Source organism: Paraburkholderia sp. GAS41 (assembly GCF_050436545.1).
Taxonomy (GTDB): Bacteria; Pseudomonadota; Gammaproteobacteria; order Burkholderiales; family Burkholderiaceae; genus Paraburkholderia.
Genome location: NZ_JBNDMK010000029.1, coordinates 32,854 through 50,216, shown reverse-complemented (window position 1 = coordinate 50,216; position 17,363 = coordinate 32,854). Strand labels below are relative to the sequence as shown.

14 protein-coding genes and 2 tRNA genes are annotated in these 17,363 nt (G+C 58.6%); 13 read left to right on the top strand and 3 right to left on the bottom strand.

The features are described from left to right. The first annotated feature begins 72 nt into the window (after positions 1-72). The 13 genes from P3T43_RS30095 (at position 73) to P3T43_RS30035 (ending at position 12,357) form a co-directional block, all read left to right on the top strand. The gene (locus P3T43_RS30095) at positions 73-1,008 is read left to right on the top strand and encodes an alpha/beta fold hydrolase (RefSeq protein ID WP_429284640.1); all 936 of its coding nucleotides are present in this window, start codon (positions 73-75) and stop codon (positions 1,006-1,008) included. Positions 1,009-1,085: 77 nt separating this feature from the next. Then, the gene (locus P3T43_RS30090) at positions 1,086-1,439 is read left to right on the top strand and encodes a RidA family protein (RefSeq protein WP_429284639.1); all 354 of its coding nucleotides are present in this window, start codon (positions 1,086-1,088) and stop codon (positions 1,437-1,439) included. Positions 1,440-1,500: 61 nt separating this feature from the next. Further along, positions 1,501-3,744, top strand: coding sequence for a RelA/SpoT family protein (locus P3T43_RS30085; RefSeq protein ID WP_429284638.1), 2,244 nt, complete (start codon positions 1,501-1,503; stop codon positions 3,742-3,744). Between the two features lie 107 nt (positions 3,745-3,851). After that, positions 3,852-3,928: transfer RNA gene (locus tag P3T43_RS30080), tRNA-Val, on the top strand. A gap of 249 nt (positions 3,929-4,177) precedes the next feature. Then, entirely contained in the window at positions 4,178-6,085 is a 1,908-nt protein-coding gene (thrS, locus tag P3T43_RS30075) for a threonine--tRNA ligase (protein WP_429284637.1), read from the top strand. A gap of 49 nt (positions 6,086-6,134) precedes the next feature. Further along, the gene (gene infC / locus P3T43_RS30070) at positions 6,135-6,659 is read left to right on the top strand and encodes a translation initiation factor IF-3 (protein WP_074263967.1); all 525 of its coding nucleotides are present in this window, start codon (positions 6,135-6,137) and stop codon (positions 6,657-6,659) included. A gap of 271 nt (positions 6,660-6,930) precedes the next feature. Continuing rightward, positions 6,931-7,128, top strand: coding sequence for a 50S ribosomal protein L35 (gene rpmI, locus P3T43_RS30065; protein ID WP_424067044.1), 198 nt, complete (start codon positions 6,931-6,933; stop codon positions 7,126-7,128). 29 nt (positions 7,129-7,157) lie between these two features. Beyond that, a complete protein-coding gene (rplT, locus tag P3T43_RS30060) occupies positions 7,158-7,517 on the top strand; it encodes a 50S ribosomal protein L20 (protein WP_006052502.1) in 360 nt (119 codons plus the stop codon). A 157-nt stretch (positions 7,518-7,674) separates the two neighbouring features. Beyond that, on the top strand, positions 7,675-8,688 hold the full coding sequence (pheS, locus tag P3T43_RS30055) for a phenylalanine--tRNA ligase subunit alpha (RefSeq protein ID WP_429284636.1): 1,014 nt from the start codon (positions 7,675-7,677) through the stop codon (positions 8,686-8,688). Between the two features lie 155 nt (positions 8,689-8,843). After that, positions 8,844-11,279, top strand: a complete 2,436-nt coding sequence (gene pheT, locus P3T43_RS30050) for a phenylalanine--tRNA ligase subunit beta (RefSeq protein ID WP_429284635.1) — start codon at positions 8,844-8,846, stop codon at positions 11,277-11,279. A 68-nt stretch (positions 11,280-11,347) separates the two neighbouring features. Then, positions 11,348-11,758: an integration host factor subunit alpha gene (locus P3T43_RS30045; protein WP_074300147.1), complete on the top strand. Its 411-nt coding sequence runs from the start codon at positions 11,348-11,350 to the stop codon at positions 11,756-11,758. Positions 11,759-11,804: 46 nt separating this feature from the next. Then, the gene (locus tag P3T43_RS30040) at positions 11,805-12,209 is read left to right on the top strand and encodes a MerR family transcriptional regulator (protein ID WP_429284634.1); all 405 of its coding nucleotides are present in this window, start codon (positions 11,805-11,807) and stop codon (positions 12,207-12,209) included. A gap of 71 nt (positions 12,210-12,280) precedes the next feature. Continuing rightward, positions 12,281-12,357: transfer RNA gene (locus P3T43_RS30035), tRNA-Pro, on the top strand. A gap of 589 nt (positions 12,358-12,946) precedes the next feature. Here P3T43_RS30035 and P3T43_RS30030 read toward each other — a convergent pair. From P3T43_RS30030 to P3T43_RS30020, 3 genes are all read right to left on the bottom strand, one after another. Next, positions 12,947-13,921, bottom strand: a complete 975-nt coding sequence (locus tag P3T43_RS30030) for a PmeII family type II restriction endonuclease (protein WP_429284633.1) — start codon at positions 13,919-13,921, stop codon at positions 12,947-12,949. Positions 13,922-13,939: 18 nt separating this feature from the next. Next, entirely contained in the window at positions 13,940-15,292 is a 1,353-nt protein-coding gene (locus P3T43_RS30025; protein WP_429284632.1) for a DNA cytosine methyltransferase, read from the bottom strand. A 913-nt stretch (positions 15,293-16,205) separates the two neighbouring features. Continuing rightward, a complete protein-coding gene (locus P3T43_RS30020; protein ID WP_429284631.1) occupies positions 16,206-16,964 on the bottom strand; it encodes a hypothetical protein in 759 nt (252 codons plus the stop codon). Positions 16,965-17,363: the final 399 nt, after the last annotated feature.

Sequence of the window (17,363 nt, the reverse complement as noted above, 5' to 3'; positions counted from 1 at the left end):
ATCGAGGCCTCGTGAGAGCTGCGTCTGATTTACCGCACTGATTGAGGTCCGTGCTTTCGCCAGGAAATTCCGATGACCGCTACGTCTTCCGCACCGCTTGCCTCCATCGCCCCGCATGCCGCCGTGACGGCCACACCGCGTCAACGATTCGTGCAATGTGCGAGCCCTGGCGGCCTGCATCGTCTCGCATACACCGAGTGGGGCGACCCGGAGAATCCGCGAGTGCTGCTCTGCGTGCATGGACTGACGCGTTCAGGGCGCGACTTCGACCGGCTGGCGGCGGCTTTTGCGGATACGTACCGTGTCGTGTGCCCGGACGTGGTGGGTCGAGGGCTTTCATCGTGGCTGAACGTCCCCACTTACTATGCCGTGCCGCAGTATGTCTCGGACATGGTCACGCTGATCGCGCGACTGGATGTAGACAAAGTGGACTGGTTCGGTACATCAATGGGCGGGCTGATCGGGCTCGGGTTGGCCGGCTTGCCGGACTCGCCGATCCAGAAGATGCTGCTCAACGATGTCGGCCCGCACCTCGAACCCGGCGCAGTGAGCCGGATCGGCGAATACCTCGGCAAGCCGGTGCAGTTCGAAACGCTGCAGCAGGGCATCGACTACGCCGCCTTGCTGGCGCAATCGTTCGGTCCTTTGACGCCGGAGGAATGGCGCGAGATCAACACGCCGCTGCTGCATGAACGCGACGGCGCGTGGCGTTTCCGCTATGACCCGCGTATCGCCCTGCCGTTTGGCGCCATCACGGACGAGCAGGCAGCCGCCGGCGAGGCCGCGCTGTGGGGCGCACTGGCGGCGATTCAGGCGCCGGTTCTGGTCGTGCGCGGCGCGCAATCCGATTTGCTGTCGCGCGAGACGGTTGAAAAGATGGTTGCGCAGGGCCGGGCCGTGTCGAGCGTGGAAATTCCCGGCGTGGGTCATGCCCCAGCGTTTGTCAGCGCCGAGCAGATCGCCATTGCGCGGCGCTTCTTCATCGGGCCGGCTGGCGAGGCGTCATAATGAGGGTCTTGGCAGCGCGTCTCCCGGTTGAGGCGCGGCGGATCTTCGATCAACTTTAATCATCACCAGGAATCGTCATGGCAGTCATTCGTCACCACGTCGGCAAGCGCCTTTCGGAAATCGCCGTGCACAACGGCACCGTGTACCTCGCCGGTCAGATCGCCGAGGACGCAGAGCAGGACATCACGGGCCAGATGCGTGAAGTCCTCGGCCACATTGACCGTCTGCTCGCTGAAGTGAACAGCGACAAGTCGCTTCTGTTGTCGGTACAGATCTACATCTCGGACATGGTTCATTTCGCCGGCATGAACGCCGTGTGGGACGAGTGGGTTGCGCAAGGCGACACGCCGCCGCGCGCAACCGTCGAAGCGAAGCTCGCTAACCCGAAGTGCCTGGTCGAAGTGGTAGTCGTGGCCGCGCAGCGCGACTAGGTCCGCACCTGAATCGTTGTGAATCCCTGTTGATCCGTCTGGCCCGTTGGGCCGTCGCACCATGAATACCGATACCGTTACGACCGCGCCCATTCCCCTGCCTTCGTTCGAAGAGGCGTTGGCGTTCGTGCGGGAGCATGCGGGCGAAGTGCGGCTGTCGTCGGGCGAGTCGCTCGCTGAGCACGCAGCCGGGACGGCGGCGATCATGCGCACGCTCAACGTCGATCCGCCGGCGGTGCTGGCGGCGGCGTTGTTCGCATTGACGCCGCACTTGCAGGATCCCGAGCAGGTGATTGCCGACAACTTCGGCGAAGAGGTTGCGCAACTGGTCAGCGACGTGCGCAAGCTGTTGCGGCTTGGCACCGTCAGTTTGCGGGCTGCCCAGAACGCGATGCCCGAAGCTGGGCGCGATGCGCAGGCCGCGCGCCGCGCGCAGGTCGAAGCGCTGCGCAAGATGCTGCTCGCGTTTGCGCAAGACATCCGTGTCGTGCTGATCCGACTCGCTTCGCGGCTGCAATCGTTGCGTTACTACGCGGCGGCCAAAATTACGCCTTCGCCCGATGTGGCGCGCGAGACGCTCGATATTTACGCGCCGCTCGCGAACCGTCTCGGCATCTGGCAACTGAAGTGGGAACTCGAAGACCTCGCGCTGCGTTTCGAAGAGCCGGCAACGTACAAGCGCATTGCCAAACTGCTGGACGAGAAACGCGTCGAGCGCGAGACGTATGTGGCCGAGGCGATCGCGCGACTGCAGCAGGAGCTGGCTGCCGCACATATTCGCGCCGAGGTCAGCGGACGGCCGAAGCACATTTACAGCATCTGGCGCAAGATGCGTGGCAAGGAACTCGACTTCGCCGAGCTGTACGACGTACGCGCATTTCGCGTGATCGTGCCAGATATCAAGGATTGCTACACAGTGCTCGGCATCGTGCACAACCTGTGGCAACCGGTGCCGAAGGAATTCGACGACTACATCTCGCGGCCCAAGCCGAACGGCTACAAGTCGCTGCATACGGTCGTGATTGGCGACGACGGCCGCGCATTCGAAGTGCAGATCCGTACCCAGGAAATGCACCAGTTTGCCGAGTATGGCGTGGCGGCTCACTGGCGCTACAAGGAAGCCGGCGCGCGCGGCTATGGCGGCCAGGTCACGGCCAGCGAGAAGTACGACGAAAAGATTGCGTGGCTGCGTCAGTTGCTCGCGTGGAAGGACGAGGTCTCCGAAGGCGAGCATGGTGAAAAGCGCGCCGCGCAGCCGTGGGAACAATTGCGTCAGGCCACTTTCGACGACGACCACATTTACGTGCTCACCCCGCAGGCGCGTGTGATTCCGTTGCCACAGGGCTCGACGCCCGTGGACTTCGCGTATCACCTGCATAGCGAACTGGGGCACCGTTGCCGTGGCGCGCGCGTGGATGGCGCGATGGTGCCGCTCAATACGCAACTGCAAAACGGCCAGACGGTCGAGATCGTTTCCGTAAAAGAGGGCGGTCCGTCGCGCGACTGGCTCAATCCACAGTTGGGCTATCTGCATAGCCCGCGCGCGCGGCAAAAGGTGCGCGCGTGGTTCAACGCAGTCGAGTTGCAGGAGAACATCGCCACGGGCCGGGCGATGGTCGAGAAGACACTGCAGCGCGAAGGCAGAACCTCGGTCAATCTGGACCAGCTGGCGGCGAAGCTCGGTTTCAAGACCACTGACGATCTGTTTTCGGTGGTCGGCAAGGAAGAGTTCAGCTTGCGCCTGGTCGAGCAGGCCTTGCAGGATGCGCCGCCACCCGAGCCGGTGATCGAAGTGCCGGAGCAGTTCGAGAAGCGTAGCAGCGGCTCGAGCGTCGCGCATGGTGCGTCGACAGGCGTGCTGGTGGTCGGTGTGGATGCGTTGCTGACGCAGCTTGCCCGTTGCTGCCGCCCGGCGCCGCCCGACGGTATCAGCGGCTTCGTTACGCGCGGTAAGGGCATGTCGATTCACCGCAGCGATTGCCCGACGTTCCTGCGCATGGCCGAGCGCGCGCCCGAGCGCGTGCTGGAAACCGCCTGGTCCGCCGACGTGATGAGCGGGCAGGGGCGGTCGGTCTACCCGGTCGACCTGACGATCGACGCAACTGATCGTCAGGGATTGCTGCGCGATATCTCCGAAGTGTTCGCGCGCGAGAAGATGAATGTGATCGGTGTGAAGACGCAGACGCGTCGCAACGCCGCTTTCATGCAGTTCACGGTCGAGGTGTCGAGCGCCGCGCAGATTCAGCGCGCCTGCGCATTGCTTGGCGAGGTCACGGGCGTGTTGCGGGCGGGGCGCAAGACGTGACGCTTGCGCTGCGGCCGCGTGCCGCTAAAGCGCCGCGGGCATTTTCAGTGTCGGTGTACAAAAGTACTTGCCAAGCGATGTGGGGCTCCATATAATCTCGTTTCTTCAGGCTCGTAGCTCAGCTGGTTAGAGCACCACCTTGACATGGTGGGGGTCGTTGGTTCGAGTCCAATCGAGCCTACCAACGAAAGAGAAATTCCGGTTTTCCGGGGTTTCGCAAGCTGCAGTAAGCGCCTTGGCGCAAAAGGCGAATACGGTTATGACACCGCGAACGTTGACCGGAAGTACTTCGGAGCGACGCTAGTCGAGGACCACTTTCGCCAATGTAGTTTGCAGGAAATGTGAATGCGGCCCCTCGAAAGCGGGGCCGCATTTTTTTTGGCTTATTTGATGGTTGTCAGTGCCGCCGCCGGTCGGCACCACGGAGAACGCAATGGTTTCGATACGTCTGCCTGACGGTTCTGTTCGACAGTACGAGCATCCGGTGACGGTCGCGGAAGTGGCCGCGTCGATCGGCCCCGGCCTCGCGAAGGCTGCGCTCGGTGGCAAGATCGACGGTGAACTGGTCGATACGTCCACCTTGATCGATCACGATGTATCGCTCGCGATCGTGACGGAAAAAGACGCCGACGGTCTCGATATCATTCGCCACTCCACGGCGCACTTGCTTGCGTATGCGGTGAAAGACCTGTATCCGGAAGCGCAGGTTACGATTGGACCGGTGATCGACAACGGGTTTTACTACGATTTCGCGTACAACCGGCCTTTCACGCCGGAAGATCTCGAGAAGATCGAAAAACGCATGCAGGAACTCGCGAAGAAAGACGAGCCGGTTGCGCGTCGCGTGGTGTCGCGCGACGAAGCGGTGGACTACTTCAAGAGCATCGGCGAAAAGTACAAGGCCGAGATCATCGAATCGATTCCGTCGACTGACGAGATCAAGCTGTACTCGCATGGCGGTTTCACGGATCTGTGCCGCGGCCCGCACGTGCCGTCTACCGGCAAGCTGAAGGTCTTCAAGCTGATGAAGGTTGCCGGTGCCTACTGGCGCGGCGATTCGAAGAACGAACAGTTGCAGCGCATCTACGGCACGGCCTGGACGAAGAAGGAAGACCAGGAAGCCTACTTGCATATGCTCGAAGAGGCCGAGAAGCGCGATCACCGCAAGCTCGGCAAGCAACTCGACCTGTTTCACATGCAGGACGAGTCACCGGGCATGGTGTTCTGGCATCCGCGTGGCTGGACGTTGTGGCAGCAGGTCGAGCAGTACATGCGCCGTCGCGTGAATGATGCCGGCTACCTCGAGATCAAGACGCCCATGATCATGGACCGTTCGCTGTGGGAAGCGTCGGGCCATTGGCAGAACTATCGTGAAAACATGTTCACGACGGAATCGGAAAAGCGCGACTACGCAATCAAACCGATGAACTGCCCGGGCCACGTACAGGTGTTCAATCACGGCCTGCGCTCGTACCGTGATCTGCCGCTGCGTTACGCGGAATTCGGTTCGTGCCACCGCAATGAATCGTCGGGCGCGTTGCACGGTCTGATGCGCGTGCGCGGCTTCGTGCAGGACGACGCGCACATTTTCTGTACCGAAGACCAGTTCATCAGCGAGTCGATCGCCTTTAACACGCTGGCGATGAGCGTGTACAAGGACTTCGGTTTCGAGAATGTCGATATCAAACTGTCGCTGCGCCCGGACGCCCGTGCCGGCACGGATGAAACGTGGGATCGTGCCGAGCAGGGGCTGCGCGATGCACTGACGGCCTGCGGCGTGACGTGGGAAGAGTTGCCCGGTGAAGGTGCGTTCTATGGCCCGAAGGTCGAGTATCACATCAAGGACGCGCTGGGCCGCTCATGGCAATGCGGTACGCTCCAGTTGGATATGGTGCTGCCGGAGCGCCTTGGCGCCGAGTACGTCGCCGAAGACAACAGCCGTCGCCGTCCTATCATGTTGCACCGGGCAATCGTCGGATCAATGGAGCGGTTTCTCGGTATTCTGATCGAGCACCATGCTGGTGCAATGCCCTCGTGGCTCGCGCCCATGCAGGTGGTTGTGATGAATATCGCGGAAAGTCAGATGGAATATGCCGCGTCTCTGGCCCAATCGTTGCAAAAACAAGGGGTTAGAGTAGAGGCCGATTTGCGCAACGAGAAGATTAGCTATAAAATACGTGAGCACACGCTGGAAAAGGTGCCGTATCTGCTTGTGGTCGGCGATAAAGAGCGTGATGCCCAAACAGTAGCCGTGCGTGCCCGTGGCGGTGTTGATATGGGGGTAATGCCCCTCAGCGCCTTCATTGATCGTCTGCGCGAGGACGTGCAGTCGTTCAGGTGAACCACCTGGCAGCGCGGCTCGTTTTTTTAATTTTTAGAGGAAACGTAACATCGCTACTGATAAGTCTGCGCACCGCATCAACGGTGAAATCACTGCACCCGAGGTGCGTCTGGTCGGAGTCGAGAACGAGCCCCTCGGCATTGTGAAACTCGCCGATGCTTTCCGCATGTCGGAACAGCAAGATGTGGATCTGGTCGAAATCGCTCCGCAAGCGGTGCCGCCGGTTTGCCGCTTGATGGACTACGGCAAGTTCAAGTACTCGGAAGCGAAGAAGCAACACGAGGCGAAGCTCAAGCAGAAGATCGTCCAGGTCAAGGAAGTCAAATTCCGCCCGGGCACTGATGACGGTGATTACAACGTCAAGCTGCGCAACCTCATCCGCTTCCTCGACGATGGTGACAAGACGAAAATCACGTTGCGTTTCCGTGGCCGCGAAATGGCTCACCAGGAAATCGGTATGCGCATGCTGGAACGTCTGCGCACAGACCTCGACGAAGTCGGTCAGGTCGAGCAAATGCCGAAGATGGAAGGGCGCCAGATGATCATGGTGCTCGCTCCGAAGAAAAAGAAGTAAGCAGCCAGCGTTGCAAGGGCTGGTTGTGTGGCAGCGAGCCGTGCGTTTCGGCTCGTGCCGGAAAGATTGAATCGTACTTCGCTATCTGCATGTGCAGGCTTGGCGAGGTCGAGCAGGGTTCGAAACAGCGCTCATGCAAATGGGTGTCGTTTCTGAAAAGCGGCGGCTAGCAACAACGGCCGACTGCATACCAAGTGGAGTGGGTTTCGAAGGGCGGGTAATGGCCATCAGGTCGACCGCACACCCATGTCCATCTAATAATGGAGTTGTCATGCCGAAGATGAAGACCAAGAAGAGTGCTGCGAAGCGCTTCGTGGTGCGTCCGGGCGGTACCGTCAAGCGCGGTCAAGCCTTCAAGCGCCACATTCTTACCAAGAAGACCACCAAGAACAAACGCCATCTGCGCGGTTCCACGTCAGTTCATGATTCAGATATGAACTCCGTGCGCGCAATGCTGCCGTTCGCTTAACCCTTAACTAAAACTCACAGGAGCTAATTATGCCTAGAGTCAAACGTGGGGTTACCGCACGGGCCCGTCACAAGAAGATCATCAAGCTGGCCAAGGGTTACCGCGGCCGTCGCAATAACGTCTATCGCATCGCCAAGCAGGCGGTCATGCGCGCAGGCCAATACGCCTACCGCGATCGCCGCAACAAGAAGCGTGTGTTCCGTGCATTGTGGATCACGCGTATCAACGCGGCGGTGCGTCAGCACGACATGACGTACAGCGTGTTCATCAACGGCCTGAAGAAGGCTTCGATCGAACTCGACCGCAAGGTGCTGGCCGACATGGCTGTGTTCGACAAGGCTGCTTTTGCTGCGATCGTTCAGCAGGTGAAAGCCGCCGTTGCAGCCTGATTGCGCTTTGGGCAATTAAACTGCGTGGTTCGTTGCAGCGAAGATCCGGTAGTCTCGGTGACGCTGCAACAAAAACGGGGCTCCTCACCGAGCCCCTTTTTTGTTGGTCGAACCAGTTTTGCATCGATTGAACACTGACGTTGAAATGATGGGATCAATGGATCTGGACCAGATTGTCGCTGACGCGCAAAAAGCCTTCGCAGAAGCCTCCGACGTCACCACCCTCGAGAACGAGAAAGCCCGCTTTCTCGGCAAATCGGGTGCGCTGACCGAACTGTTGAAGGGCCTCGGCAAACTCGACGCCGAAACGCGCAAGACCGAAGGCGCGCGTATCAACGTCGTCAAGCAGCAGGTGGAAGCCGCGTTGACGGCCCGCCGTCAGGCACTTGCTGACGCGCTCTTGAATCAGCGCCTTGCCGCTGAAGCCATTGACGTCACTTTGCCCGGTCGCGGCCTGGGTGCAGGCAGCCTGCATCCGGTCATGCGCACGTGGGAACGCGTCGAACAGATTTTTCGTACGATCGGATTCGACGTGGCCGACGGCCCCGAGATCGAAACCGACTGGTACAACTTCACCGCCTTGAACAGCCCGGAAAACCATCCGGCGCGTTCGATGCAGGACACCTTCTACGTTGACGGCAAGGATGCCGACGGCCGCCAGTTGCTGCTGCGCACGCACACGAGCCCGATGCAGGTCCGTTACGCGCGCACCAACACGCCGCCGATCAAGGTGATCGTGCCCGGCCGCACGTACCGTGTGGACAGCGACGCGACGCACTCGCCGATGTTCAATCAGGTCGAAGGCCTGTGGATCGACGAAAACATCAGCTTCGCCGACCTGAAGGGCGTCTACACCGACTTCCTCAAAAAATTCTTCGAGCGCGACGACATTCTCGTGCGCTTCCGTCCGTCGTACTTTCCGTTCACTGAACCGTCGGCTGAAATCGACATGCTGTTCGAAACCGGCAAGAACGCGGGCAAATGGCTCGAAATCTCGGGTTCCGGGCAGGTTCACCCCACGGTGATCCGCAACATGGGCCTCGACCCGGAACGTTACATCGGTTTCGCCTTCGGCAGCGGTCTCGAGCGGCTGACGATGCTGCGCTACGGTGTGCAGGACCTGCGCCTGTTCTTCGACAACGACTTGCGCTTCCTGCGGCAATTTGCTTAACGCTTCGAGCCGCGCACGCTGCCAGCCGCCAAGGCGCAGGCAAGTGCGCGCCGCAAGCCGTGCCACCGGCAGGGCGCCTCGTGACCCCATCCAAGGGGAACCGGTCAAGGCCCCCGCCGGACGTGGACTAACCTGATCAGAACGTACACAGAACCATGCAATTCCCGGAATCCTGGCTAAGAAGCTTTGTCGACCCGCAGATGACGACGGACGAGCTGTCGCACGCGCTGACGATGGCGGGACTCGAAGTCGAGGGCCTGCGGCCCGCTGCGCCGCCGACCAAGAAGATCGTCGTCGGCCGGGTTCTCGAGGTCGTCAAGCACCCGGACGCGGACAAGCTCAACGTGTGTCAGGTCGACGCCGGCACGGGCGCGACGCTCAATATCGTCTGCGGTGCGCCGAACGTGGCGCCGGGCATCAAGGTGCCGGTCGCGCTGGTGGGCGCGGAACTGCCGCCGGCGGAAGAGGGCGGCGCGTCGTTCGCCATCAAGCTCTCGAAGCTGCGTGGCGTCGAAAGTCAGGGCATGTTGTGCTCGGCACGCGAACTGAAGCTCTCGGAAGATCACAGCGGCCTGATGATCCTGCCGGAAGATACGCCGATTGGCCAGGACATCCGCGAGACGCTCAACCTCGACGACACGGTCTTTGAAATCAAGCTGACGCCGAACAAGGCGGACTGCCTGTCGGTGTTCGGCGTGGCACGCGAAACCTCGGCCATCACGGGCGCAGCGCTGCGCGGGCTCGACATCAAGCCGGCTGCTGTGACGTTGGACGAAACGCTGCCTGTCAAGATATCGGCGCCGGATCTGTGCGGCCGGTTCTCCGGTCGTGTCATTCGCGGCGTGAATGCACGCGCGAAATCGCCGCAGTGGATGGTCGAGCGTCTGGAGCGTTCGGGCCAACGCAGTATCTCGGCACTGGTCGACATCTCGAACTATGTGATGCTCGAACTAGGCCGTCCGTCGCACGTGTTCGATCTGGACAAGATCCACGGCAGCATGGACGTGCGCTGGGGCCGCAAGGGCGAAACGCTCAAGCTGCTGAACGGCAACACGGTCGAGCTCGATGAAACGGTTGGCGTGATCGCGGATGACCAGCACATCGAAAGTCTGGCGGGCATTATGGGCGGTGACAGCACCGCCGTGACGCTCGATACGACCAACATCTATCTGGAAGCCGCCTTCTGGTGGCCGGATAGCATTCGTGGCCGCTCGCGCAAGTACAACTTTTCGACGGACGCAGGCCACCGCTTCGAACGTGGGGTCGACTATGCGACTACGGTCGAACACATTGAACGCATCACGCAACTGATCCTCGATATCTGTGGCGGCAACGCCGGCCCGGTCGACGACCAGGTCGTCAACGTGCCGCAGCGCGCGCCGGTGAACATGCGCGTGGCGCGAGCCAACCGCATCATTGGCATCAAGATCGGCGCAGACGAAATCGCGCAGATTTTCACGCGCCTCGGTCTGACGTTTACGCAGGACGGCGATGTGTTCTCCGTGACACCACCGTCGTATCGCTTCGACATCGAGATCGAAGAAGATTTGATCGAGGAAGTCGCGCGGATTTACGGCTTCGAGAAGATTCCCGCGCGTCCGCCGGTGGCGACGAGCGAAATGCGTGCGACCAACGAAACGCAGCGCACCCTCCACGATATCCGTCACGCGCTCGCCGCGCGCGACTACGCGGAGACGGTGAATTTCAGCTTCGTCGACGCGCAATGGGAGCAGGATTTCGCGGGCAACGACAAGCCGGTTCGCCTGCTGAACCCGATTGCCAGCCAGCTTTCGGTGATGCGCACGACGCTGTTTGGCAGCCTGATCGAAGTGCTGCGCACGAACCTGAACCGGCGCGTCGCGGATCGCGTGCGCGTCTTCGAAGTGGGCCGTGTGTTCTTGCACGATCCCGCGATCAAGGCCGGCGAACTGCAGGTCGAAGGTTTCGCGCAGCCGAAGATGTTCGGCGCGCTCGCGTACGGTCCGGCGCAGGAAGAACAATGGGGCGCGGCGACGCGCGCGGTCGATTACTTCGACGTCAAGGGCGATCTGGAAGCATTGCTCGCGCCGGCGGTGGCGCGCTTTGTGAAAGCGGAGCATCCGGCATTGCATCCGGGACGCAGCGCGCGTATTGAAGTGAATGGACGGGCAGTGGGTTGGATTGGCGAATTGCATCCGCGCTGGATGCAGAAATATGATTTGCCGCATGCGCCGATTCTGTTTGAAATCGAAGCAGATGCATTAATCCAGCGTTCATTGCCGGTACCCTCGGAAGTTTCGAAGTTTCCGCCGGTGCGTCGTGATATCGCGGTCGTCGTGGATCAGAAAATCGAGGTTCAGGCGCTGTTGGACGAGTTGCAAAAGGCGCTTGCCGAGGACGCCTGCAAGACCGTCCGAAGGGTTGCGCTTTTCGATGAATTCCGTCCAAAATCAAACACTTCCGGCGGGTTGGCAGCTCACGAGAAAAGCCTTGCGTTCCGTGTGACCTTGCAAGATACTGGCGGGACCCTGCAGGATGAGACGGTCGATCTGGCCATTCAAACCCTGGTGGATCGTCTGGCTCGAGTATATGGCGCACGGTTGCGCGGATAACCCGCGAATACTCTTTAAACGGTAGTTTTCGCATTCTCCGGTTCTGGTTGGCGCGCCATTTGATAGATATGAATGAAATGAACTCGAGTGATTTCGAAGCCCTTCTTACGGCGCAACGTAGCGCCATGATTCGCGATATTCCGACATCACCCGCAAACGCTTCGGCGGAAACGCCCACGCTTACCAAGGCTGAACTCGCTGAGTTGCTGTTCGACAATGTCGGACTCAACAAGCGGGAAGCGAAGGACATGGTGGAGGCGTTTTTCGAGGTGATTCGCGATGCGCTGGAGAGCGGAGATAGCGTGAAGCTGTCGGGCTTCGGCAACTTTCAGTTGCGCGATAAGCCTCAGCGTCCGGGCCGGAATCCGAAAACTGGCGAAGCCATTCCGATCGCGGCTCGCCGCGTTGTGACGTTCCATGCAAGTCAAAAGCTGAAAGCGCTGGTTGAAACTGGCGCTGAGGCAAGCTTCGCGCGCTGATCGACTGACGCGTTCCTGCGCAACCCACCACGACGGCTAACTGACGATGACAGCGACGATCGAAAAAGTCGTCTTGCCTCCGATTCCGGCGAAGCGCTACTTCACCATTGGTGAAGTGAGCGAACTCTGCGGTGTGAAGCCGCATGTGCTGCGGTATTGGGAGCAGGAGTTCACGCAGTTGCGGCCGGTGAAGCGGCGTGGCAATCGCCGTTATTACCAGCATCATGAAGTATTGTTGATCCGGCGGATTCGCGAGCTGCTGTATGAGCAGGGCTTCACCATCAACGGTGCGCGCAACCGGCTTGATTCGCATGGTGCAGTGCATGGTGGTCCGGCGGATGACATCGCGGAAGAGGGGGAGGCGGCGGCGCCGTCCGTTACCACCGCCACGGTCGATGTCGATCAACTGCGCAAGGAACTGCTGCATGTGATCGATTTGCTGGGGCATTAAGACATCGTGCGGTTTTGTTGGTGACTGGCGGTTCTAATCGATTGAAGTGTCTGTTATAATTTTTAGCTGTTCGGGGCGTAGCGCAGCCTGGTAGCGTACCTGCATGGGGTGCAGGTGGTCGGAGGTTCAAATCCTCTCGCCCCGACCAAAGAAATCAAGGGTTTCCGGCTTGGCGGCGGAAACCTTTTTTCTTTTCCGGCTTCTGGGTACTTACAGGGTACTAGTCGGAAAATCCTCCAAGGGGCCGAGGTACTAACTGGTACTAGTTGTCCGCTTTGCCGTCTGGCTGATTTGGCGTTCACCGTTGCCGAACCCACGCGTAAATGCATTCGCGTTCGCCTCGCTCCTTTTGCAGCGGCCGAAGAAGAAAGACACGACCTGTTGAGTATTCGCGGACATTTGAGCGCGAATGCCATCGGCCGTGCCTGACACGCAGAGCGTCTGAAAGCGAGCGCTCGAACTCTTGCATTTAAGTGGCGGGAAAACACGACGCGTCCGTCGTAGCGGGCCCAGTTCGGCCATGAAGCGTCGTTCGCCCGCACCTTTGCTCGGATGTTTGGGCACCAAATCCATACAGCAAGCGACCATTCAATTCACGAGCAACGAATGTTGCTTCATCGGCCGAGGGCGTCTTTGTTGCCGCCTGATTGCGGTTATTGGTACCTTGCAATCGTTGCCGACGCGCCGAATTTCGACCCATTAAAGCATGGCCGCAACATAATGTGATAAGCGATTTCCTAGGGCGTCAACTGATCACAAAAATGGCGAGCCAAGAAAAATAGCCACGGGACTTGCTCTCGTTGAAGCAAAGCCACGTTAAATCCCGGATCAAGATCGGCGGTGGAAACGATTTGCGCGAGATCGGAAATGTCATATTGTTGATTTTGCGGATCTGCATCGCCAGGCGTAACGCAAGCCCGGATCAGAGCGATGCAAAGCTCAACAAGAAACTGTTCACCGCCAAAAAAGTCCCACCATTCTTTCCCGATACGAATCGTCGCAGTTACTGTAATTCCGTTGTGCTCGAACTTGCAGTCCCACCGACCGTTCGAGTGAACAGAGAAAACTTCAGTTCCAAGTTTATCGGCCAAATTGCGAATAATATGCCAATCTTTTTTATTGGACTGTTTCTTTGTTCCATACAGAACGCCGTATGTAAAATCCACCTCCGAAACATCAGCATCATTTGCCCACGCTTGGACGTGCGAGATTATTGCATCCGCAAAATTCTCACTCATCTCATCGTTGAGACAGGCTGGGCCGCTCTTTAACGTCGCGACCTTCAGACCGGACTCATCGATTTTCTTCCCGTCCAGTGCCGAATTGGCCGTGTGCATTTCGCTTGCAACACATGCCCAGCCCAGTTCTGGCAAAACGATTTCCTCGATCATCCTTCCAGCAGACGTCTCCATTGAAGAAAAGAGTTTTGCTGGGAGGATGTCTGATTCGATCTGACTGATCCGAGAATACCCTTGTCGTCGAGAATACATCATCAGCACGAACGGGCTCGTTTTGAATTTCTTGAATAATGCCTGCGCCTGCGGAAGACTCTCCACATGCGCGTCGATTCGTGCCCGAAATTCTGATTCCAATCGAAGCACCCGCGCTCTCATAGAATCGTCATTGTCGATGCGACTTAACATAGCAAGCAACCAAGCTTTACTAATTACGACGTTTTCGGCCGTCGGCATTCCTGCATGTCCCCGCGCCATCTACACTGCTCCTTTTTTTTAGGCTATTGCTCTTTCTTTTCGGCCCGTTCGACTCGGAGCATAGGTAGCATCACTTGCTTCGGCCCCATCGTCCCAAATAAAAGTCTTCCCGTCTTTAAACCATTGTCGGGTTCGAACGTGAGATTGGATATAGACGATACGAAAAGCCTCAGGTGCGGTCGTGAATTTTCTCCATTTCCGGGCCTTCATAACGTCTAAAGCCGACGCTACCACTTCTCCCGCCACCTTCCCCAATCGAGTCGGAACTGCGTTTCCGACTTGCTTATATTGTTCAGATACCGTACCCGCAAACTCCCATCGGTCAGGGAACTCTTGAATGCGTGCGTATTCCCGCAAACTCAGTGTGCGTGTCTCGGTCGGATGACACAGCGCGGTGCTAGCGTGGTTTGGCATGGTCATCAAAGTCGGGCACGGCAGATCGAAGGTCAATCGACGCCACCAACCGGAACGCCCTCCCTTCGCATGCCATGCTTTGCCCATGGACTCCTGTTGGAGGTGCACGGGCAGGCTACGCCAGTTCGATCCAGGGGGAACCAAGTCCAAGTAGTGCTTTTTTCTCGGGCTAAAGTCCAAGACGGTCGGTGTTTCTTCGTTTAAGTCACCAATCGCATCGCGCAACGTGGCCCAAGGTGTTCGCGAATTTTCGCCATCAAATAGTCCTGCCTGCGCCTCTGCCGCACCGGCCGGCCCGTGCGTGGGATCAGGAAAGTCGACCTCCATGTTGTAGCGGTTTCCGATGAAGAGAACCCGCTCTCGAATCTGCGGAGCCCCATAGTTGACCGCGTTCACCTCAAAGATGTCCATGTGGTAGGGGGCTTCAGGCAATGCTTGTAAGTCGCGAGAGAACTGACGAATCACCGACCCGGGTTCCTCCTCCGGCAGAAGGGGCGCGCCGCCTTTTTCCGGGCGCTCTGCAATCGGTCGATGCTTCAAAGCCGCAGACACTAATCCTCGCACGTTCTCCATCACGAAGAAGCGAGGCCGGATATGCTCAACAAACCGAAGGAATTGCCAGAGCAGGGTGCCTCTGGGATCTTGCACGGTTCCTCTTTTTCCTGCCGTGCTAAACGCTTGGCAAGGTGGGCCGCCGATCAGCAAATCGACCTCGCCTGGCTTAAGACCCACCTCCCGCAAGAGATCTGCGGGATCCAAGGATGAGATGTCCCCCTCAAACACCTTCAATTCTTTGGGAAGTCGGCCTGCGGCCTGATTCTTTCGAATTGTGTCGCAGGCGATGCGCTCTTTCTCCACACACGCAACGATCTCATACCGATCGGTAGCGTCTATGCCAAGATCGAGGCCCATCGCGCCGGAAAAAAGGGAAATTACCCGATACTTCTTTTCAGTCATATTCTGTTCACGTGTGCGACGCCACTTCGCGGCGATCCTTGAGATACGCGATTATGCACCCGCGAGACCGTAAAAGCGCCGCAAGTCCAGGCGTGGGTACGGCCAGTAAGAGGGTATGGACTTTTCGGCCTCACTGGTACCGTCCGTCGCCGATCCGGCCGCGTAGGCTAGATACGCCGCCCGTGCAAACTCGCCGAAAAACCTTGGCGTCGGCCCAGTAGCGGCCCCTAATTTCCTGGCTTGCCGGTGTCATGCAACGCCCGTCGACGCACTGACCGGCAACCAATCGGGATGACCCGCGCGCCAACCTTGATCGCATCCAGACAGTCAGCCCACGCCTTTATCGTTCGATGCGGTCATGAAGCGTGTCTGGTTGTAGGCCGCGCCGAAGCTGTCTGCGACTTTGTCCGAAAAAGGAACGACCATTATGCCTTGGAAGCTATTGTTGAGGTGGCACCGGGTAGGAAGGCTGTTGACGGGCGCTATCGGAACCTCGTCGCGCAAACAATGAACTCACTTTAGACGCGCCGTGCCGAATTTCGTTGTCGCAAGCAGATGCGCACGCCCGCGGTCTGCGGGGTGGACGCCGTGAGGAATTTTCGGCTAACCGTTGGTGATGGCGTCCATTCGCTCCTCCAATCGTGGCCCAAATTTACTCGGAAGATCACAGTCGTCAGGCAAGTTGTCCAACTGGTCCATCAATATATGTTGGCCAAATTAGACAAGTTCGTTTTTTCGGCAGCGTTCGAAAAAACCAAGCGACCGATAACGTTCGCTAACGTCCTTTGTGCGGTGCTGCTGTTGGCCCCAAGGGGCGTTCGCACCGTGCGCCTAGCTTGGCCAAACATCGGCGTTTCGTATGCGATGCTGTCTTCGCTCGACACCCGCGATAGCCATGGCTGGATAGACCGTGCTATTCGGCGGCTGCTTCGGCCAGGGCGCGAAGGCGTTTCTCGAGGCCGTCTTTTAAGTCTTTCATGTTTCGGAAAAAAATCGTCGGATAGTCCTTGAGATCAAATTGGAGCGCGGTTCCTGCCCGCGCGACGTAAATCGGGAGTTTGCCGACTCCTTGCGCGAACCCTGCCTCGTAAAACACGTTCGGTTTAGGATGGGTTACGTCGACAATAACGTATTGCGCTCGCCTGATGGAATCCAGGATGCGATCAGTGATTCGCTCGTTGGCTTCCACCTCATCAATGCGCTCGGCAGTAATCCCACAGCGCATCGCGCCTTCCTTTATCGAATCCAGCACGTCTTCCAGGCCTGGATCGTTCGGATCGATGGCCATCACGACGAAGGCGTACCCTTGTTGGACCATTGCTCCTATCTGGACCTGAGTCGCTGGTTTCGCCGGTGGAACGATGCCGGCTTTTAGCCTGCCGATTGCGTCGTCGATCATATCGACAACCAAGGGGATGACCGGCTGCATATATGGACGCTCAAAAAGATGATCGAACAGATCGATATTGCGCATCACCAGACCGCCGATTGCCGGCGGCGGAGCAAGTGTGAATACTTTCAGGCAGCCGAGCTCCGCGATCTCTCTGTGCGCCCAAGCCTTTTCTTGATTCACCTCTTCCCGCACCGTTTGGTCGTGCGTGCGGTCCCATTCGCGCAACTTCACCTTGAAGGCGTTCAACTTTTTAATGCGATCATCGATCTCCTGCGGCATCGTCGGTTCCGGGTAGTTTTGGCGTAGGTGAATTCGCTGTGCCCTTACTGGTGTTTAGCTATCCCCGCGTCACTGGAGCGAGGCTTACAGGCGCTCCGTTCGTTGAGGCAGGCACAGTATCCAGATTTCTGATGGCTAGCTACTTTGATCGCCTGAGTGTACCAGCCTAGGGGCAAACAGCCGGAGCCGGCCACCTCCGGTTTTCGTATCGGCACCCAGGAAGACTTTCAAAGGTCTCTTTCGCTCCGGGGAGCGGTCGTTCGACGATCCGAGCCGTTAGCGCAATTGGGCTTGCGATTCTAGCGATGGGCTGCGCCGCTTACCCGTCGTGCGTAAGCTAGAGAAAGCAATCGCGCGAGGTACACTTCTGCAGAAAATCAAAAAAAGGAGTCTGGCAAC